The sequence below is a fragment of the Sphingobium sp. 3R8 genome, from assembly GCF_020166615.1.
Classification (GTDB): Bacteria; Pseudomonadota; Alphaproteobacteria; order Sphingomonadales; family Sphingomonadaceae; genus Sphingobium; species Sphingobium bisphenolicum.
The window spans coordinates 31,096-56,303 of the sequence record NZ_JAIQXR010000020.1; the positions used below are offsets into that span (position 1 = coordinate 31,096).

Here is a 25,208-nt window from a genome sequence, read left to right on the forward strand (position 1 = left end):
CGCCCGTCGAACCGGATCGGGAACAGCAGGGCCTGTCCAGCGCTTGGGATTATGATAGGCTGGACAATATTGGAGAGGACATCGCCATGGCTATCCCGTTGGACAAACAGAAGAAGCTGCATTTCGACCTGAGCAATGTCGGCCTGCGCGCCCATGCGACCGCAGTCGGCCTGTTGCAACTATGCCTGGAATTGCGCCGCGCAGGCGTGCTGGACGAAAGCGCGGTCGATCGCATCAAGGGCGCGATCGCCTGCGATATCGAAGTGTCGGCGCCGCGATCGGTGGCTACGGCCGAATATCGGCGCGACATCAAGGCGCGGCTCGACAAGCTGTTCGCCGGCGAAGAGAAGATCGGCAGCGCGGATGCGCTGGCCTTTGGCCTCAGCGCCGAAGATGACGGCGTCTGCCAGGGCCACGCCTGATTCGGGCAAAGAAAAAGGGGCCGTGGTAACCGGCCCCTTTTCGCGATTCGTCCTGGCTTGACCGCCTAGAGCGATTTACGATCCGATTGCATCGGATCAGCCGCTCCAGCTTTTGTTTTTACGCGATTTCCGAGTCATCAGATGATTCCATCTGATTAGAAATCGCTCTAGTTGCCCTGCTGCGGCCCGGCGCCCTGCGGCATCGCGCCCTGTTGCTGCTGCATCTGCTGCTGCAACTGCATCAGTTCGGCCTTCGACTTGAAGTCGTGCAGCTCGACGTCGAACACCAGCACGGAGCCGGCCGGGATCGGGCCGGCGACCTGGTCGCCATAGCCCAGCTGCGGCGGAATCCAGAGGCGGTACTTGCCGCCCTTCTTCATCTTCTGCAGCCCTTCGGAGAAGCCCGGCACGACGCCGTCGATCGGCATCGGCGCCTGCGGATTCTCGTCGAACACCGTGCCGTCGAGCAATGTGCCCTTATAGCCGACCAGCGCCACGTCGGCGGGGGTCGGGCTGGCGCCCGTGCCCTCCGACAGGATCTTATATTGCAGGCCGGACTCGGTGGTCACCACGCCACTGGCATGGCTGTTCTGCGTCAGGAACGCCGCCGGCGACGGATCGACGCCCTGTTGTCCCGCCCAGGCGAGACCGCCGGCCGCCAGCGCAACGGCGGCGACGCCGATCCAGAGACGCGTCAGCGACCCCTTGGCGATAGGACGAAGGGGTACGGCCGTCGTGGACATGGCGTATGCTCTCGCAAATTAGGGCAGGGTGTTCGGCAGGATACGGGGCGGCGATGGCGCACAGGCCGGGGACCGCCCCGATAGCGCTTACTTCGCGCCGTCGCGCTCGGCGCGCTTGCGCTCCATCTTGCGCGCACGGCGGACAGCCGCCGCCTTTTCGCGGGCGCGCTTTTCCGAGGGCTTCTCGTAGTGACGACGCAGCTTCATTTCGCGATACACGCCTTCACGCTGCAGCTTCTTCTTGAGCGCGCGAAGAGCCTGGTCGACATTGTTGTCGCGAACGATGATCTGCATAAGTCCGTCAATCTCCAATCGAAAACGAGCGGTTCGCCGGGATTTTTACATCCTTCCCGACGGGCCGACCGAATAGCAAAGCCAGTGAGTCGTCGCAGGTCACCCTACGCCATGTGGGCGGCGCCCTATCAGCAGGCCCGCGCAAATTCAACCCTAAAGCCTTCATACTCGACAAGCCGAGCATGCGGGCGGATAGTGGCGACATAAAGATAGTGGAGGATCGCCATGGCCACAGCCGCCCAACACCCCGACATGTCCGCCGCCGAATGGGAGGCGCGCCAGCAGCTCGCCGCCTGCTATCGCATCTTCGACCATATGGGCTGGTCGGAGCTGATCTACAACCATATCACCCTGCGCGTACCGGGAGAAACCGGCGCTTTTCTCATCAATCCCTTCGGCCTGAGCTATGACGAAGTGACCGCGTCCAACCTGGTCAAGATCGACATTGACGGCCAGGTGCTGGACGGCAGCCCCTATCCCGTCAACCGGGCGGGCTTCACCCAGCATAGCGTGTTCCACCGGCACCTGCCCGACGCCCATTGCGTCATCCACACCCACACCACTGCGGGCATGGCGGTGAGCGCCTGCGTCGAGGGGCTGAAGCCGATCAGCTTCTACGCCGCGGCCTTCATCGGGCGAATCGCCTATCATGATTTTGAGGGCGTCACGATTCGCGCCGAGGAGGGCGAGCGGCTGATCGCCAATCTGGGCGACCGGCGCGTCATGCTGCTGCGCAATCATGGCACGCTGGTGATGGCGGGGAGCCTGCCCGAAGCCTTCCTGACCCACTGGCTGCTGCAACGCGCCTGCGAAATCCAGGTCGCGGCCGGCGCGGCGGGGACGCCGATCGACATTCCGGCAGACGTGATCGCGGTGCATCAGCGTGACCTGAGCACCGTGCAACTGCCGGTCGGGCCGGGCGTGCCGGATTTCCAGACGATGGTGCGGCGCATCGACCGGATCGATCGGGGGTGGCGGGAATAGCGATTCGCCGCGCTCGGGGGCGCGGACAGCTCTCCCCTTCAGCCACCATGCGGCGCACCTCCTGCGCGGCGACCTGGGCCAGCCAGGCGCGGCGCTCCGCCTTGTCGGCGTTCTGCTCCGCCAGTTTGCGCGCGGCCTGCGCCTCGTTGCGCTGCTGCACCGCCATCCGGGCATAGGTGAAGGCGGCGATCGACAGGCCGCTCAGCACCAGGATCAGCACCAGGGCGGCGGCGGACAGGGCCGCGGCGATTCGCCGGGTGCGGCGCTGGTCGCGACGGTAGAGCGCGGCATAGGGCGCGCCGAGCAGGCCCGCGATCAGCTTGAGCTTGACGATGTTGCGCTCATTCTTCTGCAGGTCGGGCGCCAGCGGTTCGAGCGGCTGGCTGCGGTCCAGTTCGCCCGCCTCGTCCAGCGCGAACAGCAGGGGCGCGGGAAAACAGTCGGTGTCGGGATCGCCCGGCACGCCCGCGGCGATCAGCGCGAAGACCGGCGCGTCGGGATTGAACCGCTTGAACGAGCGGATTTCCTTGTCGACCCAGACCGATCGCGCCGCGGTGGGTGAGCAGATGACGATCAGCGCGTCGGACCGGGCGAGCGCGCCCTGCAATTTGGGGCCAAGTTCGGCGGCCCCAGCCAGTTCGTCCTCGTCGCGGAAGATCGGGCGCAGCCGGGCGGGGATCGGGCCGCGATCACCCGCCGTCCCGACCAGAGCGCGGGGTACGCGGTAGTTTTCGATGGCGCGGTGGAGCCAGCGCGCGACCTTCATGTCGGCATGGCTGTAGCTGATGAACGCGGCGTAACGCCCGTCGCCGCCGACCGCGCCGACCAGCGCCGACAAATGTTTGTGGGCATAGCCCGCCAGTTCCGCCCCGCCCGCAAGCACTGGCTTTCCCACCGCTGCGGCAGTATCCACAGGGGACGAGAAGATCTTACCGAGGGGATTGGACATGATGCGGAAATTCCTGATCGCGGGCGCCGGAATGGTGGGAGCGATGATGGCGCTGAACGGTCCGGTCATGGCGCAGGAGAATGTCGCCGCTACCGCTCCGCCGGTGGCCTCTCCGCCGGTTGCCTCTCCGCCGGTCGCTTCCCTGCCGGTCGCACCTCCCGCCGCGCCCGCCGATCCCTTCGCCCAGGCTATCGCCGCGCGGCAAGTGGCCGACTTCGCCCGGCGCGAGCGCGATCCCCATGCGATGCTGACCGCCGCGCGGATGCTGCAACAGGTGCCGATGACCGATGGCGCGACCCCGGCGCAGGGCGACGCAGCCTTTTCCCCCGACGCGCTGTTCGCCGAGGCCAAGGCGCTGGCGCGCGACGACCAGGCGCTGTTGCTGCAAATCCGGCTGGCGCAGTCGGCGTCGGGCCGCGGCGTGGTCGCCTCCGCCTTCGGCAAGGGGCTGGTGCGGCGCGTACTCGACGTCAATCCGCGCAACGCCTATCGCTTCAGCGTCACCGCCAAGGGTGGCGAGCCGCTGCGCATCGGCGCGATCGGCGATATCGGCACCAACATGTATATCCGCCTGCTCGATGCGTCGGGCAAGCAGCTCTGTCTGGACGACAATGCCGATTATGCCCCGGTGTGCGCGGTCACGCCGCGCGCGTCGGGCCAGTATCGGGTCGATATCGGCAATAAAAGCGCCGCCAGAAGCCGGACCGTAATCCTGAGCAACTGAGGCGCACGGCGGCATATCAGTTGCCGGTATAGAGTTCGCCGATCGACAGGCTCGCCTGCCCCCCGGCCCTGGCGAGCAGGTCGCGGATCGGGCCCACCAGCCGGACGGCGGCGCGCTGGTTCTCGACCGTGCGCAGCAGCAGGCGGAAATCGTCGGGCGGCTGCGGCGTCACCAGCGCGACGACATGATCGGCGCCGAAGGGCGGTATGACCTGGCTGTCGAGGACGGGCAGCGACTGGCCGGCGGCCAGTTCGCCCTTGCCGTCGGACGCAGCGACCGGGAAGAGCCGCTGTACCGTGCCGTCGGACGCGATGTTGAACACGGTCGCATAGCGCGGGCCGGGCGCGACCGCGCCATCCCCCGTTTGCGCCTGAACCGGGGCCAGCGCCAGCGTGACCGGCGCACCGGACGGATAGCGCGCCCCATTATCGAGCGGGCCGACCATCAGCCGCGCGCTGCGTTCCGACAGAAGCGGGCGCAGCGCCTCCAGCGCCGCCCATTTGTCGATGACGCCGCGCACCTGCGCCGCGCTCTTTACATTCTGGGCGACGATGTCGCCGGTGCGGCGCAGCATCGCCTGCGCCCGCGCGTCCCAGACGAAATCCGCGCCTTGCCCGTCGGTCAGGATGCGCCAGGGATAGTCGCCGCTGACGCTGGCGCGCGCCTTCAGGTCCGCGACATAGAGTCCGGGCAGCGGCGGCGGGGCCGGCGGCGCGGGTGGCGGCGGGACCGTGGCGAACAGCCCCTGCCCTTCCCGCCCCGGCGGGATGACGGTATTGCTTTCCTGTCGCTGGCCGCTCAGCATCCGCACCTGGACGTTGAGATAGGCGCCCAGTTCGCCGATCGACAATATGCCGTCGCCATCCTGGTCGGCGGCCATCCCCTTCCCGTCGGCGCGCGGCGTGGTCACGCCCTGTTCGAACGACCAGGTCAGGAAACCGCGGGTCGGCGCGCCCTCCACCGGCAGCGCATTTTCCCAGGCGATCTGATCGTCGCGCGCCGCGCTGATATAATAGAGGTTGGGCAGGTCGTCGCGGGTGGCGCTGACCGGGGCGGCGTCGCCGGACGCCAGCACGCTGGCGAAGCGCGGGGCCGGGCGCGACCCCAGTTCGACATTGCGCGCGCCCAGCGTCAGCCGCGGGGTCATGCCCATGGCGCGCGGATCGACCGACCGATGCAGCGTGCCGGAATGGCAGGTATCGGCCATCATCAGCACCTGCACCCCCTTCGGCACGTAAAGGGACAGCCAGGTGTAGAAATCCTTGTCGACGATGAAGCGCTCGGCATCCTTCACGTCGGGATCGAAGCCGGGCAGTGGCAGGAACTGGTCGGTATCGCCGTCGCGCGTGCCCTTGACCGCGGCTTCGGCCAGCGCGCCATGGCCGGTATAATAGAGGAATATCCAGTCGCCCGGCTTGGACCGCAGGCCCAGCGCATGGAGCGCGGTTTCGACCGTGGTGCGGCTGACGCCGTCATTGCGCAGGACGGTGACGTCGCTCGCGCCCTGACCGCGAATCAACGCCTCCATCGCCGCCAGATCATTTTCCGGCCCCACCAGATCCATGATCAACTTGGACTGGAACTGCCACGCCCCCACCAGCAAGGCGCGCGTTTCCGCATGAGCATAACCTGGGTTAGTCATTATTGTGACAAAGCCGGTCAATACTGTTGCCCAGAGTCCACGTCGCCCCTTCGACATTAGGATTCCCCCGCGCTTTTTTGTTGCCTCGACAGATATATATCCATAGTCTCAGAAAGGTAATCGGGGCAATAACTATATCTTGACTCGGAGCGGACAAATGGCCGTGTTGCGTTGCACTATAGTCGTTGCTTCTTTCGTGTTTTTTGCTGGCGGTGCGACTAACGCCCTGGCGCAGGCTGATAACGCCCCGCCGTCCGAACAGGCCCCTGCAGAGGGCGCAACGGGTCGCGGCGTGCGGATATTGCCGCCGGAGCCACCCGCCCCCAAGCCTGTTGCACAGGAGCCACAGGCGCAGCAGCCCGTCCACGCCGTCAATCCCGGTCCCGCCGTCGATCCCGGCCGGCAGGCGCCGGTCGCCGCCGCGCCAGTCGCGGCCGCACCGGTCGCGCCCGTGCTCAAGAGTTGCGATCGTCCGGTAGCCAAGCCGACGCTGCGCTTTACCGATCCCGCCCGCTTCGACCAGGCGCTCAAGGCCAAGCTGCGCCGCGGCCGTGCCGTAGTGGTCGATCTGGACACACCCTATCCGGCGGACAATGAAGCGCCGTTGCCGCTCGGCGCCTGGCTGAACGAGGTCAAGCAGAGCGGCGGCGCCGTCAGCGTCGCCCCCTATTGCCAGAAGGGCCGCGGCTTTGGCGGCTTCTTCGCCAAGCTGTTCGGCGGCGGCCCGGCCGAACCCTATAAGGCGGCGCGTCGTTATGACGCGGTGCTGCATGTCGATGCGGTCGACCAGGTCGTGACCCAGGTCGAATTCGCGCCGCGCAAGGCGGGGCAATGATCCACAGCCTGTCGGGGGGCTGGCGCGGCCTGATCCGCGCGCTGGCCGCCGCCTTGGCGCTGGCCCTGCTTGCGCTGGCAGGGCCAGCGCGGGCGGCGGACGAACCGCGGCTGGCGCTGGTGATCGTCAACGGCGCCTACCAGGCTTTCGACAAGCTCGGCTCCACCTATAGCGATGGCGACAAGGTCGCGACCGCGCTCAATGCCACCGGCTTTGTCGACGCCAGCGGGACAGGTCCGGTGCAGGTGCGCCGCGACCTGTCCCGCGCGGCGATGCTGGAGGCGGTCGCCGATTTCCGCGCGAGGCTGGCTGCGGCCGGGCCGAAGGCGTTCGGCACCCTCTATTTTTCCGGGCATGGCGCGGCGCTGGGCAGCTATGGCGACGTTATGCTGCTGCCGGTCGATGCCGGCCGCGACCTGACGCCCGAAAGCGCGACGCTGACCCGCGCGGCGCTGACCCATAATCTGCTGGGATCGGGTGCGAAGACGGTGCTGATCGTGCTGGACATGTGCCGCAACGTCCTGCCCGCGCCGCCGCCGTCGCTGACCCAGATGATCGCGGCCGAAACCGGGACCGAGGCGAGCGCGGTCGGCGAACTGGCGGGCAGCAAGGGGTTGCGTCGCATGGTCCGCGCGCCCGCCGCCGCGGTCCGGCCGGATCAGGGCTATCTGGTCGCCTTTTCCACCAGCGCCGACCAGGTCGCTTTCGACGACGGCATCTTCTCCAAGGTGCTGGCCGAGGAAATCCGCCGGCCGCAGCAGAATATCGCCGATGCGCTCAAGCGCGTGTCGGATCGCGTGGCGCTGTCGTCGGGCAAGAATTTCCAGAAGCCGACCTTCGACTATGGCCTGCAGGGTGCGCCGCCCTGCTTCATTTCCTGCGACCGGGCGGCGAGCGATCGCTTCTACGACTGCGCCACCTGCCCCTGGATGCGGGCGATTCCGGCCGGGCTGTCGCCCTTCGGATCGCCCCTGTCCGAACCGGGGCGGGGCGGGAACGAGACCGTGCAGGCCGATGTGAAGATCGACCGGCCCTTTGCGATCGGCGTCTACGAAGTCACGATCGCCGAATGGAATGCCTGCGTGCGCGACAACGCCTGCACGAAGCTGGGCAATTGGGCGAAGGAAAATCCCAATCCGCTGATCCCGGCCACCGACATCAGCTATGAGGACGCCCAGGCCTTCGTCGCCTGGCTGACGGTCCAGTCGGGCCGCGCCTATCGCCTGCCGAGCGAACAGGAATGGGAATATGCCAGCCGCGGCGGCGCGCCCACGGCCTTTCCCTGGGGCGACGATATCAGCCCGTCCATGGCCAATTACGACCATACCGCCCGCTATCACGGATCGGAGACGGCCCCCTATCGCGGCTATCCCGAAGCGGTGAACAGCTATCCCGCCAACAGCTTCGGCCTCAACCAGATGCAGGGCAATGTGTGGGAATGGACGTCGGGCTGTACCGACACGTCGTGCCGGGCGCGCATCATCCGGGGCGGATCGTTCGAAAGCGCCCCCGACGCGCTGCGGTCGGCCAATCGCTTCACCGTCCCGCCCGGCAAGCGCCGGCAGGACGCCGGCTTGCGCGTCGTGCGCGACCTGGAACCGGACGAGATCGGGGGATCGTCCTGACGCGGAATATCTGAGGGTTTGCGCCGGAAATGGGAAGCCGGCGCATCAAGAGGGGTAATATCGATGAAGAAGTTTCTGATCGCGGCCGCGGTTGCGGCGCTGGTGCCGGGTACGGCTTTTGCTTCGCCTTATTATGCGAGCATCGGCAGCCCGAACAGCCTGCAGCATACGGCGGTGACGACCGCGCTCAATCTCAACGATCTCGACTATGACGATGATCCCGACACGCCCGGTTTCGACATGGAGGGGGACGCCGACACGATCGGCGGCGCCTTCACCTATTGGGGCGGCGCAGGGGCCGAGGGCCAGCGCTACGAACTGCGCTACCAGAAGGCGTTCCGCCCTTCGGAGGGCAGCCGCGCCCGCGTGCTGATCGATCCGATCCTCAACGTCCTGCACGTCAATGACGGCCAGACCACGATTCTGGGCACGCTGTCGACGGGCGTCGAAATACCGGTCCAGCCCAACTGGCTGATTACCCCGCGCGTCGCCTATGGCGTGAGCGACAATGACGGCTATTTCGGCGCCAGCAACGAAGTGCTGACCCTGTCCGCCACCAGCCGCTACAAGATCGCGCAGGTGGGCCGCGGCGACCTGACCATCGGCAATATGGTCGGATGGTCCACCACCACCGATATCGGCATCGGCAAGAAGCTGCCCTTCTATTTCAAGGAGGATGTCTGGGCGTTCCGCAACGGCATCGCCTATCAATTGCCGTTCAAGGGACGGATGTTCGGCGGGCGGCAGGGATCGATGCGCGCCAGCTACACCTGGACCAAGCTGACCGGCGATCCGCAGGCTTATGAAAATGTGCATGAAGCGGCGCTGAGCGTGGGCATCCGCACCCGCGAGGTTGAGCAGAAGAGCCGGGCCGAGCAGTTGCGTATCGGCCTGATCTACACCCATGGCACCAGCAGCTTCTCGCATGAGTTCGATTATGACGCGGTGACGCTGACCGTGGGCTACCGCTTCTAAAAACAGCTATTCGGGAGGAACGGGTGATGACACGCCGTCTCGTCACATGGGGAAGCGTCGCGCTGCTGGCGCTGTCTGGTGCGGGCCTTTCAGCGCAGCAGAGCGACGACGCGCTGTTCATGACCGGGGCGGAGCCCGTTTCTCCCGAAGATTATGCCAAGCTGCCCAAACAGGGGCGGTTCCGCGCCTATCTGCCCAAGCAGGTGGACCTGTCCAACGCCTATCCGCCGCCCGGATCGCAGGGTCCGCAGCCCAATTGCGTCGCCTGGGCGACCACCTATGCCGCGCGCACCTTCCTCAACTTTCGCGACAAGAATGTGCAACCCGACGAACCGGCCGACCAGATGAGTCCGGCCTATGTCTATAACCGGCTGCGCCCGGCGGGGTCGCCCTGCACCGGCACGATCAGCATCGTCCAGGCGCTGACCCTGCTCAAGAATGAGGGCACGGTCAGCCTGGCCGAATTTCCCGACGATATGACCAAATGCGCCATTCCTGCGGCTGAGGGGCTGAAGGAGAAGGCGGGCAATTTCCGCCTGCTCGACTGGCGCGCGGTGGACCGTGAGGTCAAGGACGACTGGCGCACGCCGATCGTGCTGGACGACGTCAAGGGCGCCCTGGCGCGCGGCGCACCGGTGATATTCGCCATGCCGGCCCCCGCAGATTTCAAGGCGTTTCGCGGCGACGGCGTCTATCGGCGCGCGGAAAAGCCCGAAAAGGCCAATTATCACGCCATGGCGATCGTAGGCTATGACGAGGATCGGCAGGCCCTGCGCATCATGAATAGCTGGGGGCCGATCTGGGGCGACAAAGGCTATGCCTGGATCGATTATGCCACCTTCAAGCTGCTGACCGGGGAAGCCTATTCGCTCGAAGCGCCGGTCGCCCCGGCCGCGCCCGGCACGCCGCCCCCACCGCCGCGCAGCGACGCCCAGATCTTCGCCGACCAGATGACGGCCATGCCCTGCGGCGCGGTGTCGGTGCAGGGCAAGAGCGTGACCGGCTTTTCCGGCGACCTCAACGCCATCGCCGCGCTGCGCGAAGCCTCCGCCAAGGCCGACCCGACCCGCAGCTTCGCGGTGCGCCACCTGCCCTGGCCGCAATGCGAGGCGGCGCTGACGCTCGCCGCACCGCTGTCCCGCGAGGGAACCAGCATCGTCGCCCTGACCGCCGACGGCAAGGATCGCAGCGGCGACCCGGTGGTGATGCAGGAGAATGAGATTTTCGGCGTCAGCGCGACGACGAGCGCGGCGCGGCCCTATCTCAGCATCATCTACCTGCAGGCCGACGGCAGCGCGGTCGAACTGCATCGCGGCCATCCCGAACCCGACCGCAAGGGCGTGCGGCGCGTGACCATCGGCCTGTCGCAGGCGGCGCAACGCTATCAGGTCGCGCCGCCCTTCGGCCCCGAACTGATCGTCGCGCTGGCGTCGGCCAAGCCTCTGTTCGGCGATGACGAGGTGGTGAACGGCACCGAGCGGCAATTCCTGACCAGGCTGCGCGCAAAGCTGGCCGGGCGTCAGGGCGATAGCCAGAATAACAGTCAGGGTGCGGGCGTCTCCGCCGCCTTCGTCCGGCTGCAGACCAGCAACTGACCCCGGCCATGGGGGGCCAGCCGACACAGGGAAAGCCCAAAGCCCGCGGCGGCCTGCGACTGCCGCCGGTTGCGCCGGTCGTGCGCTTCGGCGCGATGGCCCTCGCCTTCCTGCTGGGCACCTGGGGTTTCGCCCAGGCTTTTGCGGAGGCCCGCATCGCATCGACCGTGATGCAGGACGCGATGCGGGCGATGCGGCTGATCGTCGGCAGCTTCCCGCAGGTGCTGGAGGGGCGTGACCTGCCGCTCGCGCTCGATATCGCGCGCTGGGCGCTGCCGCTGCTGACCTTCTGGTCGACCGCCGCTTTGGCCTGGGAGCAGGTGCGCAATCCGCTGCGGCTGGCGCTGATCCGGGCGCGGGGCGAACATCTGGTGATTGCGGGCGACGAAAGCGGGGGCCTGGCCGCGCAGGCGGCGCGCGGCGCGCTGGCCGTCGGGCGACGGGTGCTGCTATGGCCGCAGGACCGGCGCACGACCTGGATCGGCGACGCGCTGGAGGCGGGCGCGGCGGAGGTGGAACAGGGCATGGCGCAGGAGAGCGCGGCCGGACTGGCGCTGGACAAGGCGCGCGCGGTGCTGCTGCTGTCGCGCGAGGCGCGCGGCAATATCGCGCTGGCGTCCGCCGTGCTGGCGCAGGCGGCGGCGGTGCGGCCGGCGGGCGATCCGGTCGATATCATCCTGCGCGTCGACGATCTCGACCTGCGACGCAGCGTCGAGCAACGCTTCGAGCATGGCGACCGGCGGACCGCGCGCGTGCGGCTGGCGGCATTGCCCGACATCGCGGCGCGGCATCTGGCGCTGGCCCGGCCGATCGACGGATTCACGCGCGCGGGACAGGCGGGGCGCGGCGTGCTGGTGATCGGCTTCACGCCGCTGATCGAACGCTATGTGCTGCGGACGCTGGCGGGGGGCCATTATCGCGACGGCGGCAAGCCCGTTTTCGCTATCCACATAGCGGAGGCGGCGCAGGGCGAGGCGGCGTTTCGCGCGCGCAATCCGGGCGCGGACGGGCTGTCGCCGCTGCGCTTCGTCGAGGCGCGGCCCGACCCGGCCGGGATCGGCATGCTGATCGACGCCCATGTCGCGGCGTCCGGCGAGCCGGTGGCGATCCTGATCGACCTGGACGATGACGACCGGGCGCTGGCCGTCGCGCTGGCGGTCGATGCGCGCTATCGCGCCGCCGCCCTGCCCGCCCCGCCGATCCATGTGCGGATGGCGGGCGCGCACGATCATCGCATCGGCGCGGGCATCTTCCCCTTCGGCGGCCTGTCCGACCTCGCCGACCCCGACATGCTGTTGCAGGACCGGCACGACGCGCTCGCCCGGTCGATCCATGATTTCTATCTGGAGGGCCGCTTTGCCGAGGGCGAGCGGATCGGCGTGCGCGCGTCGATGCAGGAATGGGAAGACCTGCCCGAAAGCTTCCGCGACGACAACCGGCTGGTCGCCGACTGCTATCAACTCAAACTGCGCGACATCGGCGCGCGGCTGGTCGAGGGCGGCGGTCCCTCGCTCAGCCTTTCCCCCGACGAACTGGAGGAATTGTCGCGCGCCGAACATGACCGCTGGATGGCGGCCAAGCTGGTGCAGGGGTGGACCCATGGCGCGGTGCGCGACGATGCGCGGCGGCTGCATCCCGACATCATCCCCTATGACGACCTCAGCGAAGCGATCAAGGATCTGGACCGGGAGCAGGTGCGGATCATGGCGCGGCTGCTGGCGGCTTCGGGGCAGCGGGCGCTGCGGACGCTGACGGTCGCCCTGTTGCCGGGCGGCGAGGATGCGGCGCCCGATCCAGCCGCCTTGGTGGCGGCGCTGGCGGCCCAGTATCCCGACCGCGCGCCGCTCTTCGTCGGCGATCCGGCCGATCGCTGGTCGCGCCATTTGCTCGCCGCGCTACAAGCGCAGGGCCAGTTGGCGCAACTGGCGCTGGAGAGCCATGTGCAGGCGATCCTCGATCCGCTGCCGTCGGGGGAAGCGACCGCGGCGGCGGCGCTGGTGCAGGGCGCGGATGCGATCCATGCGGGCGACATGACGGCGCTGGCGGCGCGTGCCGACCTGCTGCTGGCGGCGGTGCCGGTCGATGATCGGCGCGCCATTCGCATCGGACCGGACGGCGCGATCGGCCGCGCGCCATGGACGCGCTGAAGGGCGGCTCCAAGCTGCTGGCCGCGATCGGCGCGGGGGCATGGCTGACCATGCGCGCGGGGCTGGGCATGGGGCGGCGCATCATCGCGGGCGACGCACTGGCGCAGCGGCAACTGGCGGACGGCCTGCCCCTGCATGTGTGGCGGCCGCTGCGCACATTGCTGCCGCTGGCCGCGCTGGCCGGGATCATCGCCGGCATCGGCGCGGGGCGGCTGCTGGCGCTCTATAATGCGCAGATTCCGGTGCTGGGCGCGCTGGCGGAGATTTTGCTGCGCGACATCGTGCCGCTTCTGATCGGCCTGTTCGCCTGCGGCAGCGTGTCGGTGGCGCTGTCGTCGCGGCTCGGCGCGATGGCGCTCAACCGGGAGATCGACGCGCTGGAGGCGCTGGGGCGCGATCCGGTCGCCCATGCGCTGGGCCCGGCACTCGCTGCGGTGCTGCTGTCCGCGCCGATCCACATGCTGCTGGGGGGGATCGCCGCGGTGATCGGCTGCGGCGTGCCGCTGGCGCTGATCGCCAATGTCGGCTGGCCGCTCTGGTCCGGCTTCGCCTTTTCCCACGACGTGGCGGCCGCGATGCTGACCGGCATCGCCAAGCTATTGCTCTATGCCCTGATCGCCTTTGGCGTGGGCAGCGCGGTGGGGGCGAAGCCGGTGCGGTCGCCAGCCGATATCGGCCGCCGCGCGACCACGGCCTTTACTGCCGGGCTGCTGGGCATCTTTAGCGCGGCGGCGCTGTGGACGGCTTTGCTGTGAGCGCGCTGCTGGCCTTCGAGCGGGTGAGCCTGGTGCTGGGCGGGACGCGGCTTCTGGATCAGGTGGACCTTGCCATCGAAGCCGGCGATCGGGTCGCGATCCTGGCGGACAGCGGCGCGGGCAAGAGCTGGCTGTTGCGGCTGGCGATCGGGCTGGCCACACCCGGCAGCGGCACGGTACGCCTGATGGGCGTGGCGCTGGCCGACGCGCCGCCGGATGTGCGCCGGTTGCTGCGCGCGCGGTGCGGCGTGGCGATGCAGGGCGGATCGCTGCTCGGCGACCTCAGCGTCGAGGAGAATATGCGGCTGGCGATCGGCACCGGCGACTGGTCCAAGGCGCGGCGCGGGGGGCGGCGGATCGACCGGCTGCTGCTGGAATATGGGCTGGAGCAGGCGGCGACGACCCGCGCCGACGCGCTGTCGATCGGCGAGCGGCGGCGTGCGGAACTGGCCCGCGCCTTCGTCCGCGATCCCGAATTGCTGGTGCTGGACGAACCGTTCGAGGGGGCCTTCGCGCGGGGCGACATGCTGGAGGCGCAGGTGCGGCGGCGGATCGTGCCGCAGGGCCGGGCGCTGCTGCTGCTGACGCAGGACCGGGCGCTGGCGGGGCGGCTGTGCGAGCGGGTCTACCGGCTGGAGCGCGGGCGCCTCATTCAGCAGGATGCGGCGGTCACGGTCCCCGACGCGACGTCCTGAACGAAGGCGGCGACCGCCTGTTCGATCGCGCCCTGGAAGGCGGCAGCGCGGACGGTGCCCGCAGCAGAGGAGATAGGCCGGATTGCGCAATAGCGGCCGGCCCAGATCGCTTTGCCTTGGGCCACCTGCGTCACGTCGAAGGCGACGACCGCCTGTGCATTACCCGTTGCGCTCAGTTCCTCGAACCGGTCGAGCGTGGCCACCACGCGCCGGTCGGCGGCGAGCGCTAGCGACGGGCCGGTGACGGTGGCGAAGCGGGTGCGCAGCCCCGCGACCAGCGCGCGGGCCAGGCTGTCGGCGGGCGGCTCTTCCCAGAAATAGGTGGCGGCCTGATGGATCTCGCCGGGCGCGGCGGCATCGACATAGGCGTAGCGCATCCCGCCCGACAGGCCGCGCGCCTGCACCGCCGCAACCGTGAAGCTGGGGGCGGCGACCGGCCGGCCGGGCGCGAATTGGGGCGAGAGGCGCATGGTGACGGGCGCATCGCCCGGCTTGAGCGCGGCGCAGGCGGGGAGCGCACAGAGCAGCAGCAGGACGATCGGCTTCATTTCGTGCCTCCCGGCGGTGGCGGATCGACGTAGCGCTGGCCGCGGATCGCATAGGTCGGATCGCCCGCCAGCCGCTCGCTCAAGGCCCCCAGACTGCTGCTGGTGCGCTCCAGATTGGCGCTGGTCGCCACCAGCGAGGCGGACGCGCCCTCCAATATGCCGCGTACTTCCCCGGCGCTGCTCTTGCCCTCCGCCAGCAGCCCGGCGATGCTGGCCTGATTTTGCGCCACCAGAGACCGGGTTTCGCGCAAGATGCCGTTGAGCGCCGCAACGTCGATTTCGGACGCCCGGCCGGTCGCCTGCCGCACATGCGACAGGGTCAGGGCGATGTCGCCCCGGCCCGGCGTGAAGCTGCGGTCGAGCTGCGTGCTGAGGCTATTGAGCGCGGCGAGGGTTTGCGTGGCGTTGCGGGCGACCTGCGCCATGTCGACGGCGCCGCCCGATCCGTCACCCTGCAACAGGCCCGACAATTTCTGCGCCATGGCGTTGGCGGTGCGGGCGACATTGGCCGCCTCCCCGATCGCGAGCGCGGCGGTTTCGAACAGGTCGGCAGGGCGACGACAGCCGGGCAGCGCACCGGCGGCGTCCCGGCCCGGCACCGGATCGCAGCCATAGGCGCGGCGCGCGGCGGGGCATTGGGCGCTGCCGGTTTCCAGCGCCACCAGTTCGATGCGCGGCGCGGTGAGCGGATTGGCCGAGGCGACGGTGGCGAAGGAGCAGGCAGACGGCTGCCATTTGCGATCGATGCCCATGGCGACGGCGAAGGTGCGGCTTTGCCGGTTAAGGTCGATGGATCGCACCGCGCCGATCGGCGCGCCGCGGAAATAGACCTGGACGCCGGGCGACACCCCTTCGACATCGTCCAGCGTCGTGGCGATCACCCGCTGGCGGAAGAAGGGATCGGGCACGAGCGCGAGGATCGCGACCATGCCCAAGGCGAGCAGCGCGGCCCCCAATCCCCATCTGATCTGCGTCGTCGAGTCCGGCGTCATGCCCCACTCCCCCTGTAGCAGAACAGACCTGCGCGAGCCGCTTGTCAAGCAGCGATCAAGCGTCTCCGAAGCCGCCGCCGCCGGGCGTTTCGATGACGAAGGCATCGCCCGCGCGCAGCGACGCCGTGGCGGTCGGGCCGAGCGGCTCGACGCTGCCGTCGGCGCGCTCCACCCGGTTGCGGCCAACGTCCCCCGGCGCGCCACCGTCCAGGCCGAAAGGCGGCACGATCCGGCGGTTCGACAGGATGCCGGCGGTCATATCATCCAGGAAGCGGACGCGGCGCAGCGCGCCATTGCCGCCATGGTGACGCCCCGCCCCGCCCGATCCGGCGCGGATCGAAAATGCCTCCAGCAGCACCGGGAATCGGGTTTCGAGAATTTCGGGATCGGTCAGGCGGCTGTTGGTCATATGCGTCTGCACCACGTCCGCCCCGTCGAAATCTGGACCAGCGCCCGATCCGCCGGCGATCGTCTCATAATATTGGTGGCGATCATTGCCGAAGGTGAAATTATTCATCGTCCCCTGCGCGCCCGCCATGACGCCGAGCGCGCCGAACAACGCGTCCGTCACGACCTGGCTGGTTTCGACATTGCCCGCGACCACGGCGGCGGGATAGCGGGGGCGCAGCATCGATCCTTCGGGGACGTGGATCGTGATGGGTTTCAGGCACCCGTCGTTCATCGGCACCGCCTCATCGATCAGGGTGCGCACGACATAGAGGACGGCGGCGCGCACGACGGAGACAGGGGCGTTGAAATTGCCCGGCAATTGGGCCGAAGAACCGGCGAAATCGATGGTCGCGGCGCGGGCGGCGCGATCGACATGGACAGCGACATGGACAGTTGCACCGCTATCCATGGCATAGGTGAAGTGGCCGTCGGACAGGCGATCGATCAGGCGGCGGACGGCGGCTTCGGCCTGATCCTGCACATGGCCCATATAGGCGGATATCGTTTCGATACCGTAACTATTGCTGATGCGGCGCAGTTCGCTCGCACCTTTCGCGCAGGCGGCGATCTGGGCGGAGAGGTCCGCGATATTCTGGTCGATGTTGCGGGCGGGCCATGGTCCCGACGCCAGCAGGTCGCGGATGGCAGCTTCCTGAAACGCGCCGCGATCGACCAGCAGGATATTGTCGAGGACGATGCCCTCTTCATCCACGGAGGTGCTGCCGGGCGGCATCGATCCGGGGGTGATGCCGCCGATATCGGCATGATGGCCGCGCGCGGCGACGTAAAAGGACGGGGTGACGAGATCGCCCACGAACACCGGCATTACCACGGTGACGTCGGGCAGATGCGTGCCGCCATCATAGGGGGCGTTGAGCGCATAGACGTCGCCCGGCTGCATCCCGCGCCCGTCGATGGCCACGCCGTCCGCGCCGCCCCCGCGCCGCCGCATGATCGTGCGGATACTGTCGCCCATGCTGCCCAGATGCACCGGCATATGCGGGGCGTTGGCGACCAGATTGCCCCCGACGTCGAACAGCGCGCAGGAGAAATCGAGCCGCTCGCGAATATTGACCGAAGAAGCGCTATGCTGGAGCGCGGCGCCCATTTCCTCCGCTATGGCCATGAACAGGCCGCCCATCACCTCCAGCCGGACCGGATCGACGGCGGTGGCGTCGCCACTTTCGGGCCGGGCGCGTGGGATGTGGCGCGTGAGGATCAAATTGCCATGGCCATCGAGCCGCGCGCGCCAGCCCGGTTCGACCGCGGTGGTGGAGACGGGATCGATGATGAGCGCCGGGCCGTCGATGACGCTATCGGCGGACAGGCCGGCGCGGTCATGGACGGGCGCGGTGTCGCCCGCATAGTCGACATGGGCCAGCGGCGGGGCGGCCTGCGCCGCGATCGCCGCGATGCCGTCCATGGCTTCGTGCGCCGATGCGATCGCCTCCACCCGCGCCATATCAACCAATATGCCCCCCTTGCCCGCGAAGCCGAAGCGCGCCTGATGCTGGGCCAGGAAATCGGCGCGCATGGCGTCCACATCCCCCAGCGGCACGTCGAACAGGCTGTCGGTGCCGTCATAGCGCAGCCGCAGCAGCGTTTCGGTCCGGTCGGCCTGCGGCAGGTCGGCGCGGGCGTCGGCGGCCAGCGCCGCCAGCGCGGCGGCCAGCCCATCGTCCCCCAGTCCATTTTCCCTTAGGGGCAGCGCGATCGTCTTCTCCCGCACCGCCCGCCGATCGGCCAAGCCCATGCCATAAGCGGACAACACGCCGCCCAGCGGATGGATCATCACCCGGTCCATCCCCAGCGCGTCGGCGACCAGGCAGGCATGTTGCCCGCCCGCGCCGCCGAAGCTGGCCAGCGTATAGCGGGCGACGTCATGGCCGCGCGCGACCGATATGCGCTTGATCGCATTGGCCATGCTGGCGACGGCGACGGCGACGAAGCCCTGCGCGGCGTCGCGCGGCGTCATGGCGCGGCCGGTCTCCGCCTCCACCTGCGCGCAGAGGGTGGCGAAGCGCGCCTCCACCGCTTGGCGGTCCAGCGGCTGGTCGCCGTTCGGGCCGAACAGGCTGGGGAAAAAGGCTGGCTGGATCTTGCCCAGCAGGACGTTGCAGTCGGTGATGGTGAGCGGCCCGCCCCGCCGATAGCAGGCAGGCCCCGGCACCGCGCCCGCGCTTTCCGGGCCGACGCGAAAGCGCCCGTCCAGGAACGAACAGACGGAGCCGCCGCCCGCCGCGATGGTATGGATGCGCATCATCGGCGCACGCAACCGCACCCCCGCCACCCGCGCCTCATTGTCACGCTCATAGACGCCGGCATAGTGCGACACATCGGTCGAGGTGCCACCCATGTCGAAGCCGATGACCTCGGTGAAGCCCGCCTGCTGCGCCGTTCGCGCCAAACCGACGATGCCGCCGGCCGGGCCGGACAGCACGGCATCCTTGCCCCGGAACAGCGCGCCGTCGGTCAGGCCGCCACTCGACTGCATGAAGAACATGTCGGCCTGATCGCCCAGCGCATCGCGCAAGCCATCGACATAGGCGCGCAGCACCGGCGAGAGATAGGCGTCGGCCAGCGTCGTATCGCCGCGCCCAACCAGCTTGATGAGCGGGGCGACGTCATGGCTGGTGCTGATCTGGGTGAAGCCGATATCGGCCGCGATCCGCGCCAGCGCCCGTTCATGATCCGGGTAGAGATAGCCGTGCATCAGCACGATCGCGACGGCGCGCAACCCCTTGTCATAGGCGCCCTGCAGCGCGGCGCGGGCGGCCGCTTCATCGAGGGGCGTGCGGATCGTGCCGTCGGCCCTCAGCCGCTCGTCGATCTCGATGACATCGGCGTGGAGCGGATCGGGCAGGCGGATGCGGCGCGCGAACAGGTCCGGCCGTTCCTGCGTGCCGATGCGGATCGCGTCGCGAAACCCCCGCGTAATCGCCAGCAGCACCGGCTCGCCCTTGCGCTCCAGCAGGGCGTTGGTGGCGATGGTGGTGCCGATGCGCAGCGCACAGGGCGGGATGTCCCCGTCCGCACCTGCGCCCGTCAGCCGCCGCACCGCCTCCACCGCCGCATCGGCATAGCGTTCCGGGTCGCTGGACAGCAATTTGACGGTGTGCAGCCGCCCATCGGGCGCGCGCGCCACCACATCGGTGAAGGTGCCGCCGCGGTCGATCCAGAAATGCCAGGTCATGGGCGCAGGTGATGGCGGCGCGGGGGTGGAATGGCAAGAGAGGGGTGGAAAGCAGCAGGGATCATTGGCCATCATCCACTACCGTCATTCAGCAAAGGCCGGGATGACGGAGAAATGCGGATACGCCGCTCCCCTCCCGCTTACGCCCCCTTACCGTCCGCCCAGAATTGCGCCAGTTGCCGCACCGACGCCTGGGCCGCTGCGTAATCCGGTTCTTCGTTTGCGTCATTATAGCCGAACCATTCGTCGGCCCCGACTTCCTGCACGACGATGCCGTCGCGCCGGGCCAGCATGGACAGCGAGCCATAATAGACGCCGTAGGTCGCGCCCGCCTGCGGGATCAGCCAGGCGATCTGGCCGCGGACCGGCACGATGCTTTCGTCCCGCCACAGCGCGCGGGCGCCATAGCCGGTGCAGTTGATGATCGATTTCTGGCGCAGCTTCGTCACGTCATTGGGATCGTGCAGTTCCATCGGCACGACCTTGCCCCCGGCCAGCCGGAAATCGGCCATAAGTTGATGGGCAAGGTCGGCGACGTTGAAGGTCAGGCCGCTGCCGCGTCGGGCATAGGTCGGGCGGAAGGGGTGGGTGCCGGGCGCCAGTTCGACCGAGCGCGGGGTGATGTCGGCCAGCCGCTGTTCGAGACGGAGAAATTCGTCAGGATGCTCGCCTGACGGCGCGTGTCGCACCCGTTCGGTGAAGGGCGTGTCCGACAGCATGTAGCGGTCGGTCCATTCGACCGGGTCGCCGGGCAGGCCCAGATAGCTCTGGTGCATGGTGAAGGACGCACGCGCCATCGCTTCCCACCGGTCGGCGAACCCCGGATCGACGGCTTTCTGCATCGCGATCCGGCTGTCGGGCGTCCAGCCGCCCGTCGCGCGGGCGGAGCGGACATAGGGGAATTGCTCTTTGGCATAGATGGTGACATCGGCCCCGGCGCGCTGGGCGGTGAGCGCGGCGGTCAGGCCCAGCGCGCCCGCGCCGATCACCGCGACGTCGCGCACCCCGTCCGCCAGCGCCATGCCGACCGCGACCTGCGCCGATCCCCAGGACAGCGACCAGCCGCTGCCGCCATGGCCATAATTATGGACCACCCGCTTGGTGCCGACCCGTTCCACCTCGATCCGCGGCCCGGCGGCGCGGAAGGGGCGCAGGCAGACGGTGACGCGAAACAGGCGATCGGGGGTCGCACGGATCGGCGGCGGCATGGCGTCGCACAGATTCGCCGTGCGGCCCGCCGTCGCCAGCGACAGCGCCGCCATGCCGCCCATGCCCCGGCCCAGAAATGCGCGCCTGTCCATTGCCTCGTCTCCCCGTTCGCTTCGCCATGTCGTATAACGAAGGGCATGGGCCGAACCGCAAGCGATCGCGGCCCGAGCGGCGCGGCGATCAGTTACCCTCGGCGTCCACCGTGAACACCATCGGCTTGCCGCGCGATTCCGGTTCCCATCCCGCCTCCAAAGCGGCGCGGATGCCGCGGGCGATAATCGCGTCGTTGATCTGGAGCCGACCGCGCTGCAAGCCTTTCAACAAGCGCTTGGGCGGGGGGAACTCCAGCAGCGCCCCGCGCTGCATATTCTTCTGCAACAGCGCGATGGCCATGCCCTTCCACCCGTCGATGTCGCTCCACTGCGGCTCGCGCCGCAATTCCCATTCATATGTGAAGCCGTCGACGTCGACGGTACCGGCGCTGCTATGCATGGCGACGCGCATAGCATGGTTGGCCCGATGCGCCACCCCTCCCCTGTCGTGCCGCGGCCTCTGCCCTGCCCGCCATGCCCCTTGGGACAGGGTTGATCGAGATTATGGACAGCGACGCCTTGCGAACATATCAGGAACGATATGGTCCAGCTCTCCACCCGCGCGAAACTCGCAATCCTCGCCGACGCCGCCAAATATGATGCGTCCTGCGCGTCTTCCGGCACCACCAGGCGCGACAGCCGCGGCGGCAAGGGGATCGGATCGACCGAAGGCATGGGCATCTGCCACGCCTATGCGCCCGACGGCCGCTGCATTTCGCTGCTCAAGATATTGCTGACCAACAGTTGCATCTTCGACTGCCATTATTGCATCAACCGCCGGTCGAGCGATGTCCGCCGCGCGCGCTTCACCGCGCAGGAGGTGGTCGACCTGACCCTGAGCTTCTACCGCCGCAACTATATCGAGGGGCTGTTTCTCTCGTCGGGCATCATCCGGTCGTCCGACTATACGATGGAGCAGATGGTCGAGGTGGCGCGATCGCTGCGCGAGGACCATCATTTTCGCGGCTATATCCATCTCAAGACCATTCCCGACGCCGACCCCGACCTCATCCACCAGGCCGGGCTCCATGCCGATCGCCTGTCGATCAATGTCGAACTGCCGACCGAAAGCGGCCTCAAGCGTCTGGCGCCGGAAAAGGACGGGGTGCGGATCGAAGGGGCCATGAGCCGGCTGCGCAGCGACATGGAGGACGGGCAGGACGCCCGCCGCAAATATAAGAGCGCGCCGCGCTTCGCGCCCGCTGGCCAGTCCACCCAGATGATCGTGGGCGCCGACGCCGCCGACGACCGGGCGATCATCGCGCGGGCCAGCAGCCTTTACGACCGGCACAAGCTGCGCCGCGTCTATTACAGCGCCTTTTCCCCTATCCCCTCGCCCAGCGCGGTGCTGCCGCTCAAGCGGCCGCCGCTGCTGCGCGAACATAGGCTCTACCAGTCGGACTGGATGATCCGTTTCTACGGCTATGATGCGCAGGAGATCGCGGCGGCGACCGATGCGGCGACCGGGTGCTTGCCGCTCGACATCGATCCCAAGCTGGCCTGGGCGCTCAGCCATCGCGCGACCTTTCCGGTCGACGTCAATCGCGCCCCGCGCGAGGCGCTGCTGCGGGTGCCGGGCCTGGGGGTGAAGGCGGTGGACCGCATCCTGTCGAGCCGCCGCCATCGCCGCCTGCGGCTGGACGATGTCGCGCGGCTGACGACGTCGATCAAGAAATTACGCCCCTTCCTGATCGCGGCGGACTGGCGCCCGCTGGCGCTGATCGACAGCGCCGACCTGCGCGCGCGGGTCGCGCCGCCGGCACGACAGCTCGATTTGTTCGCCTGATCGCGGATTTCGGGTTGATCGCGGCTGCGACTCGTGAAATTCTGTCACCAGGGTCAAGCAAGGAGTTCGGGGCTTTGGCGACGGCGCTCGGCAATCGCACACATCAGCGCAAGGGTTTCGCGAAGCGGATCAGCACCCATCTGGCGGCGGCGCTGGTCGTCTTCTGCCTGCTCCAGATCGGCATCGTCGCCAAGACGGGCGGCTCGCTCGTCCTGCATCTGGGTATCATCGTTGCGATCGGCGGCTATGCCGTGGCCGCGCGCGGGCTGGAACGGCGCTGGCAGATGCTGGAGCGGGGCGGCCTGTCGACCAGCGGCCTCACCGTGCGTTTCCGTCGCGACGTGCTGCAACTCTGGGCCGCCAGCCTGCTGGGCGCGCTGCTCTGGATTCCGGTCGCGATCATCTTCCGCTTCCTGTTCGGCTGAAGATCGGGCGGCTCTCTGGCGGGAGCCATTTGCGCCGCCTGTCGTTGTCTGTCCTCGAAAGAGGAGGACCATCCATGGCCGACACCAAGATTTTCGATCGCCTGAAGCAGGATCACGACACCCATCGCCAGTTGTTCGCCAAGATGGCGGACGCGGAGCGCGAAAAGAACGAGGATCGGCTGGAAAAGCTGTTCGAGCAGTTCAAGGTGGAAGTGACCGCCCATGCCGCGGCCGAGGAAGAAACGCTCTACGCCACCATGCTGGCGCAGCCGGACCTGCGCGAGGATGCGCAGCACAGCGTGTCCGAACACAAGGAAATCGACGATTATCTGGAAGAGCTGGACGCGCTGAAATTCAACGGCGAGGCATGGCGCAAGAAATTCGCCGAAATGAAGAAGCGCTACCTCCACCATATCGACGAGGAGGAGGAGGAGATGTTCCCCGACGCCGCGAAGGAACTGACGGCGCAGGACGAAGAGCGGCTGGGCAAGCTGTTCGCCAAGCGCAAGCCGGCCGAACTGGAGCGCGCGCAGGCCGAGGACTGAGCGCCCCTCCCACCCCGTTCGCAGTGAACGGCTGATGAGATCGCCAGCCCTGTATCGCGTCGCGCTGACCGCTCCGGACGATTTCGACGGCTGGCGGGATGCGGCGCGGCGGCTGGCGGTCAACGGCGTCGATCCGGCCGATGTCGTCTGGCAGGCTGGGGAGATGGCGGGCGGCGACCTGTTCGGCGACGCGCCCCTGCCGCCCGACCGGCCCGGCGCGGGCTTCTCGGTGCCCCGCGCCTTCGTCGACCTGGCGCAGAGCGCGATCCTGCATCGCGACCCCGAACGCTTCGCCCTGCTTTATGCGCTGCTATGCCGGCTGCGCGACCGGCCGGGGCTGATGGAGGACAAGGCCGACCCGCTGCTGCGCCGGGTCGATATACTGGCCAAGGCGGTGCGCCGCGACATCCACAAAATGCGCGCCTTCGTGCGCTTCCGCGCTTTGGAGGATGCGGTCGGCCCGCGCTTCGTCGCCTGGTTCGAGCCCGACCATCATATCGTCCGCGCCAATGCCGGTTTCTTCCTGCGCCGCTTCGCGACCATGCACTGGTCGATCCTGACCCCGGAGGCCAGCATCCATTGGGATGGCGAGACATTGAGCGAGGGACCGGGCGCCAGCCGTGGGGACGCCCCCGCGGACGACCCGGTCGAGGATCTATGGAAGGGCTATTATGCCGCGATCTTCAATCCGGCCCGGCTCAAGACCAAGGCCATGCTGTCCGAAATGCCGAAAAAATACTGGCGCAACCTGCCCGAAGCCGCGCTCATCCCCGACCTTGTCGCCGGCGCGCAAGCGCGCGAGGCGGCCATGATCGCGACCGCGCCCCTGCCAGAAAAGGCGCCGCCCAAACGCCAGGGCAATGCGGCGACCGTCTGGGCGGCCCTCCGCGAGGAGGCGATGACTTGCGCCCGCTGTCCGCTGCACCGGGACGCCACGCAGACGGTGTTCGGCGAAGGCCCGCTCGACGCGCCTTTGCTCTTCATCGGCGAGCAGCCCGGCGATCAGGAGGATCTGGCCGGGCGGCCGTTCGTGGGACCGGCGGGCCAGTTGTTCGACCGGGCGCTGGCGCAGGCCGGGGTGGACCGGTCGCGCGCTTACGTCACCAATGCGGTCAAGCATTTCAAGTTCGAACGGCGCGGCAAGAGGCGGCTGCATCAATCACCCGACGCCGGCGAAATCGAAGCGTGCCGCTGGTGGCTGAAGCAGGAGATCGATCTGGTTCGCCCGCGCATCATCGTCGCACTGGGCGCGTCGGCGGCCCGCGCCATGCTGGGCAGGGCGGTGACAATCAGCCGGGCGCGGGGTCAGGCGATCGCGCTCGACAACGGAGCGGAAGGCTGGGTGACGGTGCATCCCAGCTATGTGCTGCGTCTCCCCGACGAGGATCGCCGCGAGGAGGAACTGGCGCGCTTCGTCGCGGACCTGCGGGGGATCGGTGAGCGGCTGAAGGCGCTGCCATAAACAAGGAATGCGGAACGGCTACAGTCCAGGAAGCCGTTCCGCACCCCAACTTCCATCAGGAAGTTGACTGAGAAGACGGGACGGATCGTGACGACCCGTCCCGCCTAGCCGGTGATTAGGA

22 protein-coding genes and 1 pseudogene are annotated in these 25,208 nt (G+C 68.2%); 14 read left to right on the forward strand and 9 right to left on the reverse strand.

Annotation, left to right across the window (positions count from 1 at the left end; genetic code table 11):
* Positions 1-86 precede the first annotated feature (86 nt).
* Positions 87-422: a hypothetical protein gene (locus tag K9B33_RS17525; RefSeq protein ID WP_224550359.1), complete on the forward strand. Its 336-nt coding sequence runs from the start codon at positions 87-89 to the stop codon at positions 420-422.
* Positions 423-589: 167 nt separating this feature from the next.
* On the opposite strand, the gene K9B33_RS17530 is transcribed toward K9B33_RS17525, so the two are convergent.
* Together K9B33_RS17530 and rpsU are read right to left on the reverse strand one after the other, a co-directional pair.
* The gene (locus K9B33_RS17530) at positions 590-1,165 is read right to left on the reverse strand and encodes an FKBP-type peptidyl-prolyl cis-trans isomerase (RefSeq protein WP_224550360.1); all 576 of its coding nucleotides are present in this window, start codon (positions 1,163-1,165) and stop codon (positions 590-592) included.
* A gap of 87 nt (positions 1,166-1,252) precedes the next feature.
* Positions 1,253-1,459, reverse strand: coding sequence for a 30S ribosomal protein S21 (gene rpsU, locus K9B33_RS17535; RefSeq protein ID WP_056686590.1), 207 nt, complete (start codon positions 1,457-1,459; stop codon positions 1,253-1,255).
* Between the two features lie 225 nt (positions 1,460-1,684).
* Here rpsU and K9B33_RS17540 point away from each other — a divergent pair, with 225 nt between their 5' ends.
* Positions 1,685-2,443, forward strand: coding sequence for a class II aldolase/adducin family protein (locus K9B33_RS17540; RefSeq protein WP_224550361.1), 759 nt, complete (start codon positions 1,685-1,687; stop codon positions 2,441-2,443).
* 517 nt (positions 2,444-2,960) lie between these two features.
* Here K9B33_RS17540 and K9B33_RS23280 read toward each other — a convergent pair.
* Positions 2,961-3,461: pseudogene (locus tag K9B33_RS23280) on the reverse strand (toll/interleukin-1 receptor domain-containing protein); the annotation flags it as partial.
* On the opposite strand from K9B33_RS23280, the gene K9B33_RS17550 reads away from it, so the two are divergent.
* Positions 3,391-4,116 carry a hypothetical protein gene (locus tag K9B33_RS17550; protein WP_224550362.1) on the forward strand — a complete coding sequence of 242 codons (726 nt, stop codon included), beginning with the start codon at positions 3,391-3,393 and terminating at the stop codon, positions 4,114-4,116. The pseudogene K9B33_RS23280 and the gene K9B33_RS17550 overlap by 71 nt on opposite strands.
* Positions 4,117-4,132: 16 nt before the next feature.
* On the opposite strand, the gene K9B33_RS17555 is transcribed toward K9B33_RS17550, so the two are convergent.
* Complete coding sequence (locus tag K9B33_RS17555; RefSeq protein WP_224550363.1) at positions 4,133-5,758, reverse strand: caspase family protein; 1,626 nt, start codon at positions 5,756-5,758, stop codon at positions 4,133-4,135.
* Between the two features lie 292 nt (positions 5,759-6,050).
* Here K9B33_RS17555 and K9B33_RS17560 point away from each other — a divergent pair, with 292 nt between their 5' ends.
* From K9B33_RS17560 to K9B33_RS17590, 7 genes are all read left to right on the forward strand, one after another.
* Positions 6,051-6,593 carry a hypothetical protein gene (locus K9B33_RS17560; protein WP_224550364.1) on the forward strand — a complete coding sequence of 181 codons (543 nt, stop codon included), beginning with the start codon at positions 6,051-6,053 and terminating at the stop codon, positions 6,591-6,593.
* Entirely contained in the window at positions 6,590-8,218 is a 1,629-nt protein-coding gene (locus K9B33_RS17565; protein WP_224550365.1) for an SUMF1/EgtB/PvdO family nonheme iron enzyme, read from the forward strand. Before K9B33_RS17560 ends, K9B33_RS17565 begins: the two co-directional genes overlap by 4 nt.
* Positions 8,219-8,281: 63 nt before the next feature.
* A complete protein-coding gene (locus K9B33_RS17570; RefSeq protein WP_224550366.1) occupies positions 8,282-9,193 on the forward strand; it encodes a hypothetical protein in 912 nt (303 codons plus the stop codon).
* Positions 9,194-9,219: 26 nt separating this feature from the next.
* A complete protein-coding gene (locus K9B33_RS17575) occupies positions 9,220-10,788 on the forward strand; it encodes a C1 family peptidase (RefSeq protein WP_224550367.1) in 1,569 nt (522 codons plus the stop codon).
* Between the two features lie 8 nt (positions 10,789-10,796).
* Positions 10,797-12,935, forward strand: coding sequence for a RyR domain-containing protein (locus K9B33_RS17580; protein WP_224550368.1), 2,139 nt, complete (start codon positions 10,797-10,799; stop codon positions 12,933-12,935).
* Positions 12,923-13,690: an ABC transporter permease gene (locus K9B33_RS17585; RefSeq protein WP_224550369.1), complete on the forward strand. Its 768-nt coding sequence runs from the start codon at positions 12,923-12,925 to the stop codon at positions 13,688-13,690. The genes K9B33_RS17580 and K9B33_RS17585 overlap by 13 nt, the downstream gene beginning before the upstream one ends.
* Positions 13,687-14,385, forward strand: coding sequence for an ATP-binding cassette domain-containing protein (locus K9B33_RS17590; RefSeq protein ID WP_224550370.1), 699 nt, complete (start codon positions 13,687-13,689; stop codon positions 14,383-14,385). Before K9B33_RS17585 ends, K9B33_RS17590 begins: the two co-directional genes overlap by 4 nt.
* On the opposite strand, the gene K9B33_RS17595 is transcribed toward K9B33_RS17590, so the two are convergent.
* The 5 genes from K9B33_RS17595 to K9B33_RS17615 all read right to left on the reverse strand — a co-directional run bounded on the left by K9B33_RS17595 (position 14,343) and on the right by K9B33_RS17615 (position 21,269).
* On the reverse strand, positions 14,343-14,933 hold the full coding sequence (locus tag K9B33_RS17595) for an ABC-type transport auxiliary lipoprotein family protein (protein WP_224550371.1): 591 nt from the start codon (positions 14,931-14,933) through the stop codon (positions 14,343-14,345). The two genes, K9B33_RS17590 and K9B33_RS17595, sit on opposite strands and share 43 nt — an antisense overlap.
* Complete coding sequence (locus tag K9B33_RS17600) at positions 14,930-15,925, reverse strand: MlaD family protein (protein ID WP_224550372.1); 996 nt, start codon at positions 15,923-15,925, stop codon at positions 14,930-14,932. The genes K9B33_RS17595 and K9B33_RS17600 overlap by 4 nt, the downstream gene beginning before the upstream one ends.
* A 55-nt stretch (positions 15,926-15,980) precedes the next feature.
* Positions 15,981-19,568 carry a hydantoinase B/oxoprolinase family protein gene (locus tag K9B33_RS17605; protein ID WP_224550373.1) on the reverse strand — a complete coding sequence of 1,196 codons (3,588 nt, stop codon included), beginning with the start codon at positions 19,566-19,568 and terminating at the stop codon, positions 15,981-15,983.
* A gap of 140 nt (positions 19,569-19,708) precedes the next feature.
* The gene (locus K9B33_RS17610) at positions 19,709-20,869 is read right to left on the reverse strand and encodes an FAD-dependent oxidoreductase (protein ID WP_224550374.1); all 1,161 of its coding nucleotides are present in this window, start codon (positions 20,867-20,869) and stop codon (positions 19,709-19,711) included.
* Positions 20,870-20,957: 88 nt separating this feature from the next.
* Positions 20,958-21,269, reverse strand: coding sequence for a hypothetical protein (locus K9B33_RS17615; protein WP_224550375.1), 312 nt, complete (start codon positions 21,267-21,269; stop codon positions 20,958-20,960).
* Positions 21,270-21,410: 141 nt separating this feature from the next.
* On the opposite strand from K9B33_RS17615, the gene K9B33_RS17620 reads away from it, so the two are divergent.
* From K9B33_RS17620 to K9B33_RS17635, 4 genes are all read left to right on the forward strand, one after another.
* Positions 21,411-22,655 (forward strand): putative DNA modification/repair radical SAM protein, encoded by a 1,245-nt coding sequence (locus K9B33_RS17620; protein ID WP_224550376.1) that lies wholly within the window; start codon positions 21,411-21,413, stop codon positions 22,653-22,655.
* Between the two features lie 74 nt (positions 22,656-22,729).
* On the forward strand, positions 22,730-23,080 hold the full coding sequence (locus K9B33_RS17625; RefSeq protein ID WP_224550377.1) for a hypothetical protein: 351 nt from the start codon (positions 22,730-22,732) through the stop codon (positions 23,078-23,080).
* A gap of 74 nt (positions 23,081-23,154) precedes the next feature.
* Positions 23,155-23,625: a hemerythrin domain-containing protein gene (locus K9B33_RS17630; protein ID WP_224550378.1), complete on the forward strand. Its 471-nt coding sequence runs from the start codon at positions 23,155-23,157 to the stop codon at positions 23,623-23,625.
* A gap of 49 nt (positions 23,626-23,674) precedes the next feature.
* Positions 23,675-25,087 (forward strand): UdgX family uracil-DNA binding protein, encoded by a 1,413-nt coding sequence (locus tag K9B33_RS17635; protein WP_224550415.1) that lies wholly within the window; start codon positions 23,675-23,677, stop codon positions 25,085-25,087.
* Positions 25,088-25,208 lie beyond the last annotated feature (121 nt).

What these genes read in the sequence shown, in the direction of transcription:
- K9B33_RS17580 (WP_224550368.1), top strand. Translation starts at nt 10,797, where the DNA reads ATGGGGGGCCAGCCGACACAGGGAAAGCCCAAAGCCCGCGGCGGCCTG.
- K9B33_RS17620 (WP_224550376.1), top strand. Translation starts at nt 21,411, where the DNA reads ATGGTCCAGCTCTCCACCCGCGCGAAACTCGCAATCCTCGCCGACGCC.
- K9B33_RS17600 (WP_224550372.1), bottom strand. Translation starts at nt 15,925, where the DNA reads ATGACGCCGGACTCGACGACGCAGATCAGATGGGGATTGGGGGCCGCG.
- K9B33_RS17540 (WP_224550361.1), top strand. Translation starts at nt 1,685, where the DNA reads ATGGCCACAGCCGCCCAACACCCCGACATGTCCGCCGCCGAATGGGAG.
- K9B33_RS17610 (WP_224550374.1), bottom strand. Translation starts at nt 20,869, where the DNA reads ATGGACAGGCGCGCATTTCTGGGCCGGGGCATGGGCGGCATGGCGGCG.
- K9B33_RS17525 (WP_224550359.1), top strand. Translation starts at nt 87, where the DNA reads ATGGCTATCCCGTTGGACAAACAGAAGAAGCTGCATTTCGACCTGAGC.
- K9B33_RS17530 (WP_224550360.1), bottom strand. Translation starts at nt 1,165, where the DNA reads ATGTCCACGACGGCCGTACCCCTTCGTCCTATCGCCAAGGGGTCGCTG.
- K9B33_RS17575 (WP_224550367.1), top strand. Translation starts at nt 9,220, where the DNA reads ATGACACGCCGTCTCGTCACATGGGGAAGCGTCGCGCTGCTGGCGCTG.
- K9B33_RS17630 (WP_224550378.1), top strand. Translation starts at nt 23,155, where the DNA reads ATGGCCGACACCAAGATTTTCGATCGCCTGAAGCAGGATCACGACACC.
- K9B33_RS17585 (WP_224550369.1), top strand. Translation starts at nt 12,923, where the DNA reads ATGGACGCGCTGAAGGGCGGCTCCAAGCTGCTGGCCGCGATCGGCGCG.
- K9B33_RS17595 (WP_224550371.1), bottom strand. Translation starts at nt 14,933, where the DNA reads ATGAAGCCGATCGTCCTGCTGCTGCTCTGTGCGCTCCCCGCCTGCGCC.
- K9B33_RS17565 (WP_224550365.1), top strand. Translation starts at nt 6,590, where the DNA reads ATGATCCACAGCCTGTCGGGGGGCTGGCGCGGCCTGATCCGCGCGCTG.
- K9B33_RS17605 (WP_224550373.1), bottom strand. Translation starts at nt 19,568, where the DNA reads ATGACCTGGCATTTCTGGATCGACCGCGGCGGCACCTTCACCGATGTG.
- rpsU (WP_056686590.1), bottom strand. Translation starts at nt 1,459, where the DNA reads ATGCAGATCATCGTTCGCGACAACAATGTCGACCAGGCTCTTCGCGCG.
- K9B33_RS17615 (WP_224550375.1), bottom strand. Translation starts at nt 21,269, where the DNA reads ATGCATAGCAGCGCCGGTACCGTCGACGTCGACGGCTTCACATATGAA.
- K9B33_RS17550 (WP_224550362.1), top strand. Translation starts at nt 3,391, where the DNA reads ATGATGCGGAAATTCCTGATCGCGGGCGCCGGAATGGTGGGAGCGATG.
- K9B33_RS17555 (WP_224550363.1), bottom strand. Translation starts at nt 5,758, where the DNA reads ATGACTAACCCAGGTTATGCTCATGCGGAAACGCGCGCCTTGCTGGTG.
- K9B33_RS17570 (WP_224550366.1), top strand. Translation starts at nt 8,282, where the DNA reads ATGAAGAAGTTTCTGATCGCGGCCGCGGTTGCGGCGCTGGTGCCGGGT.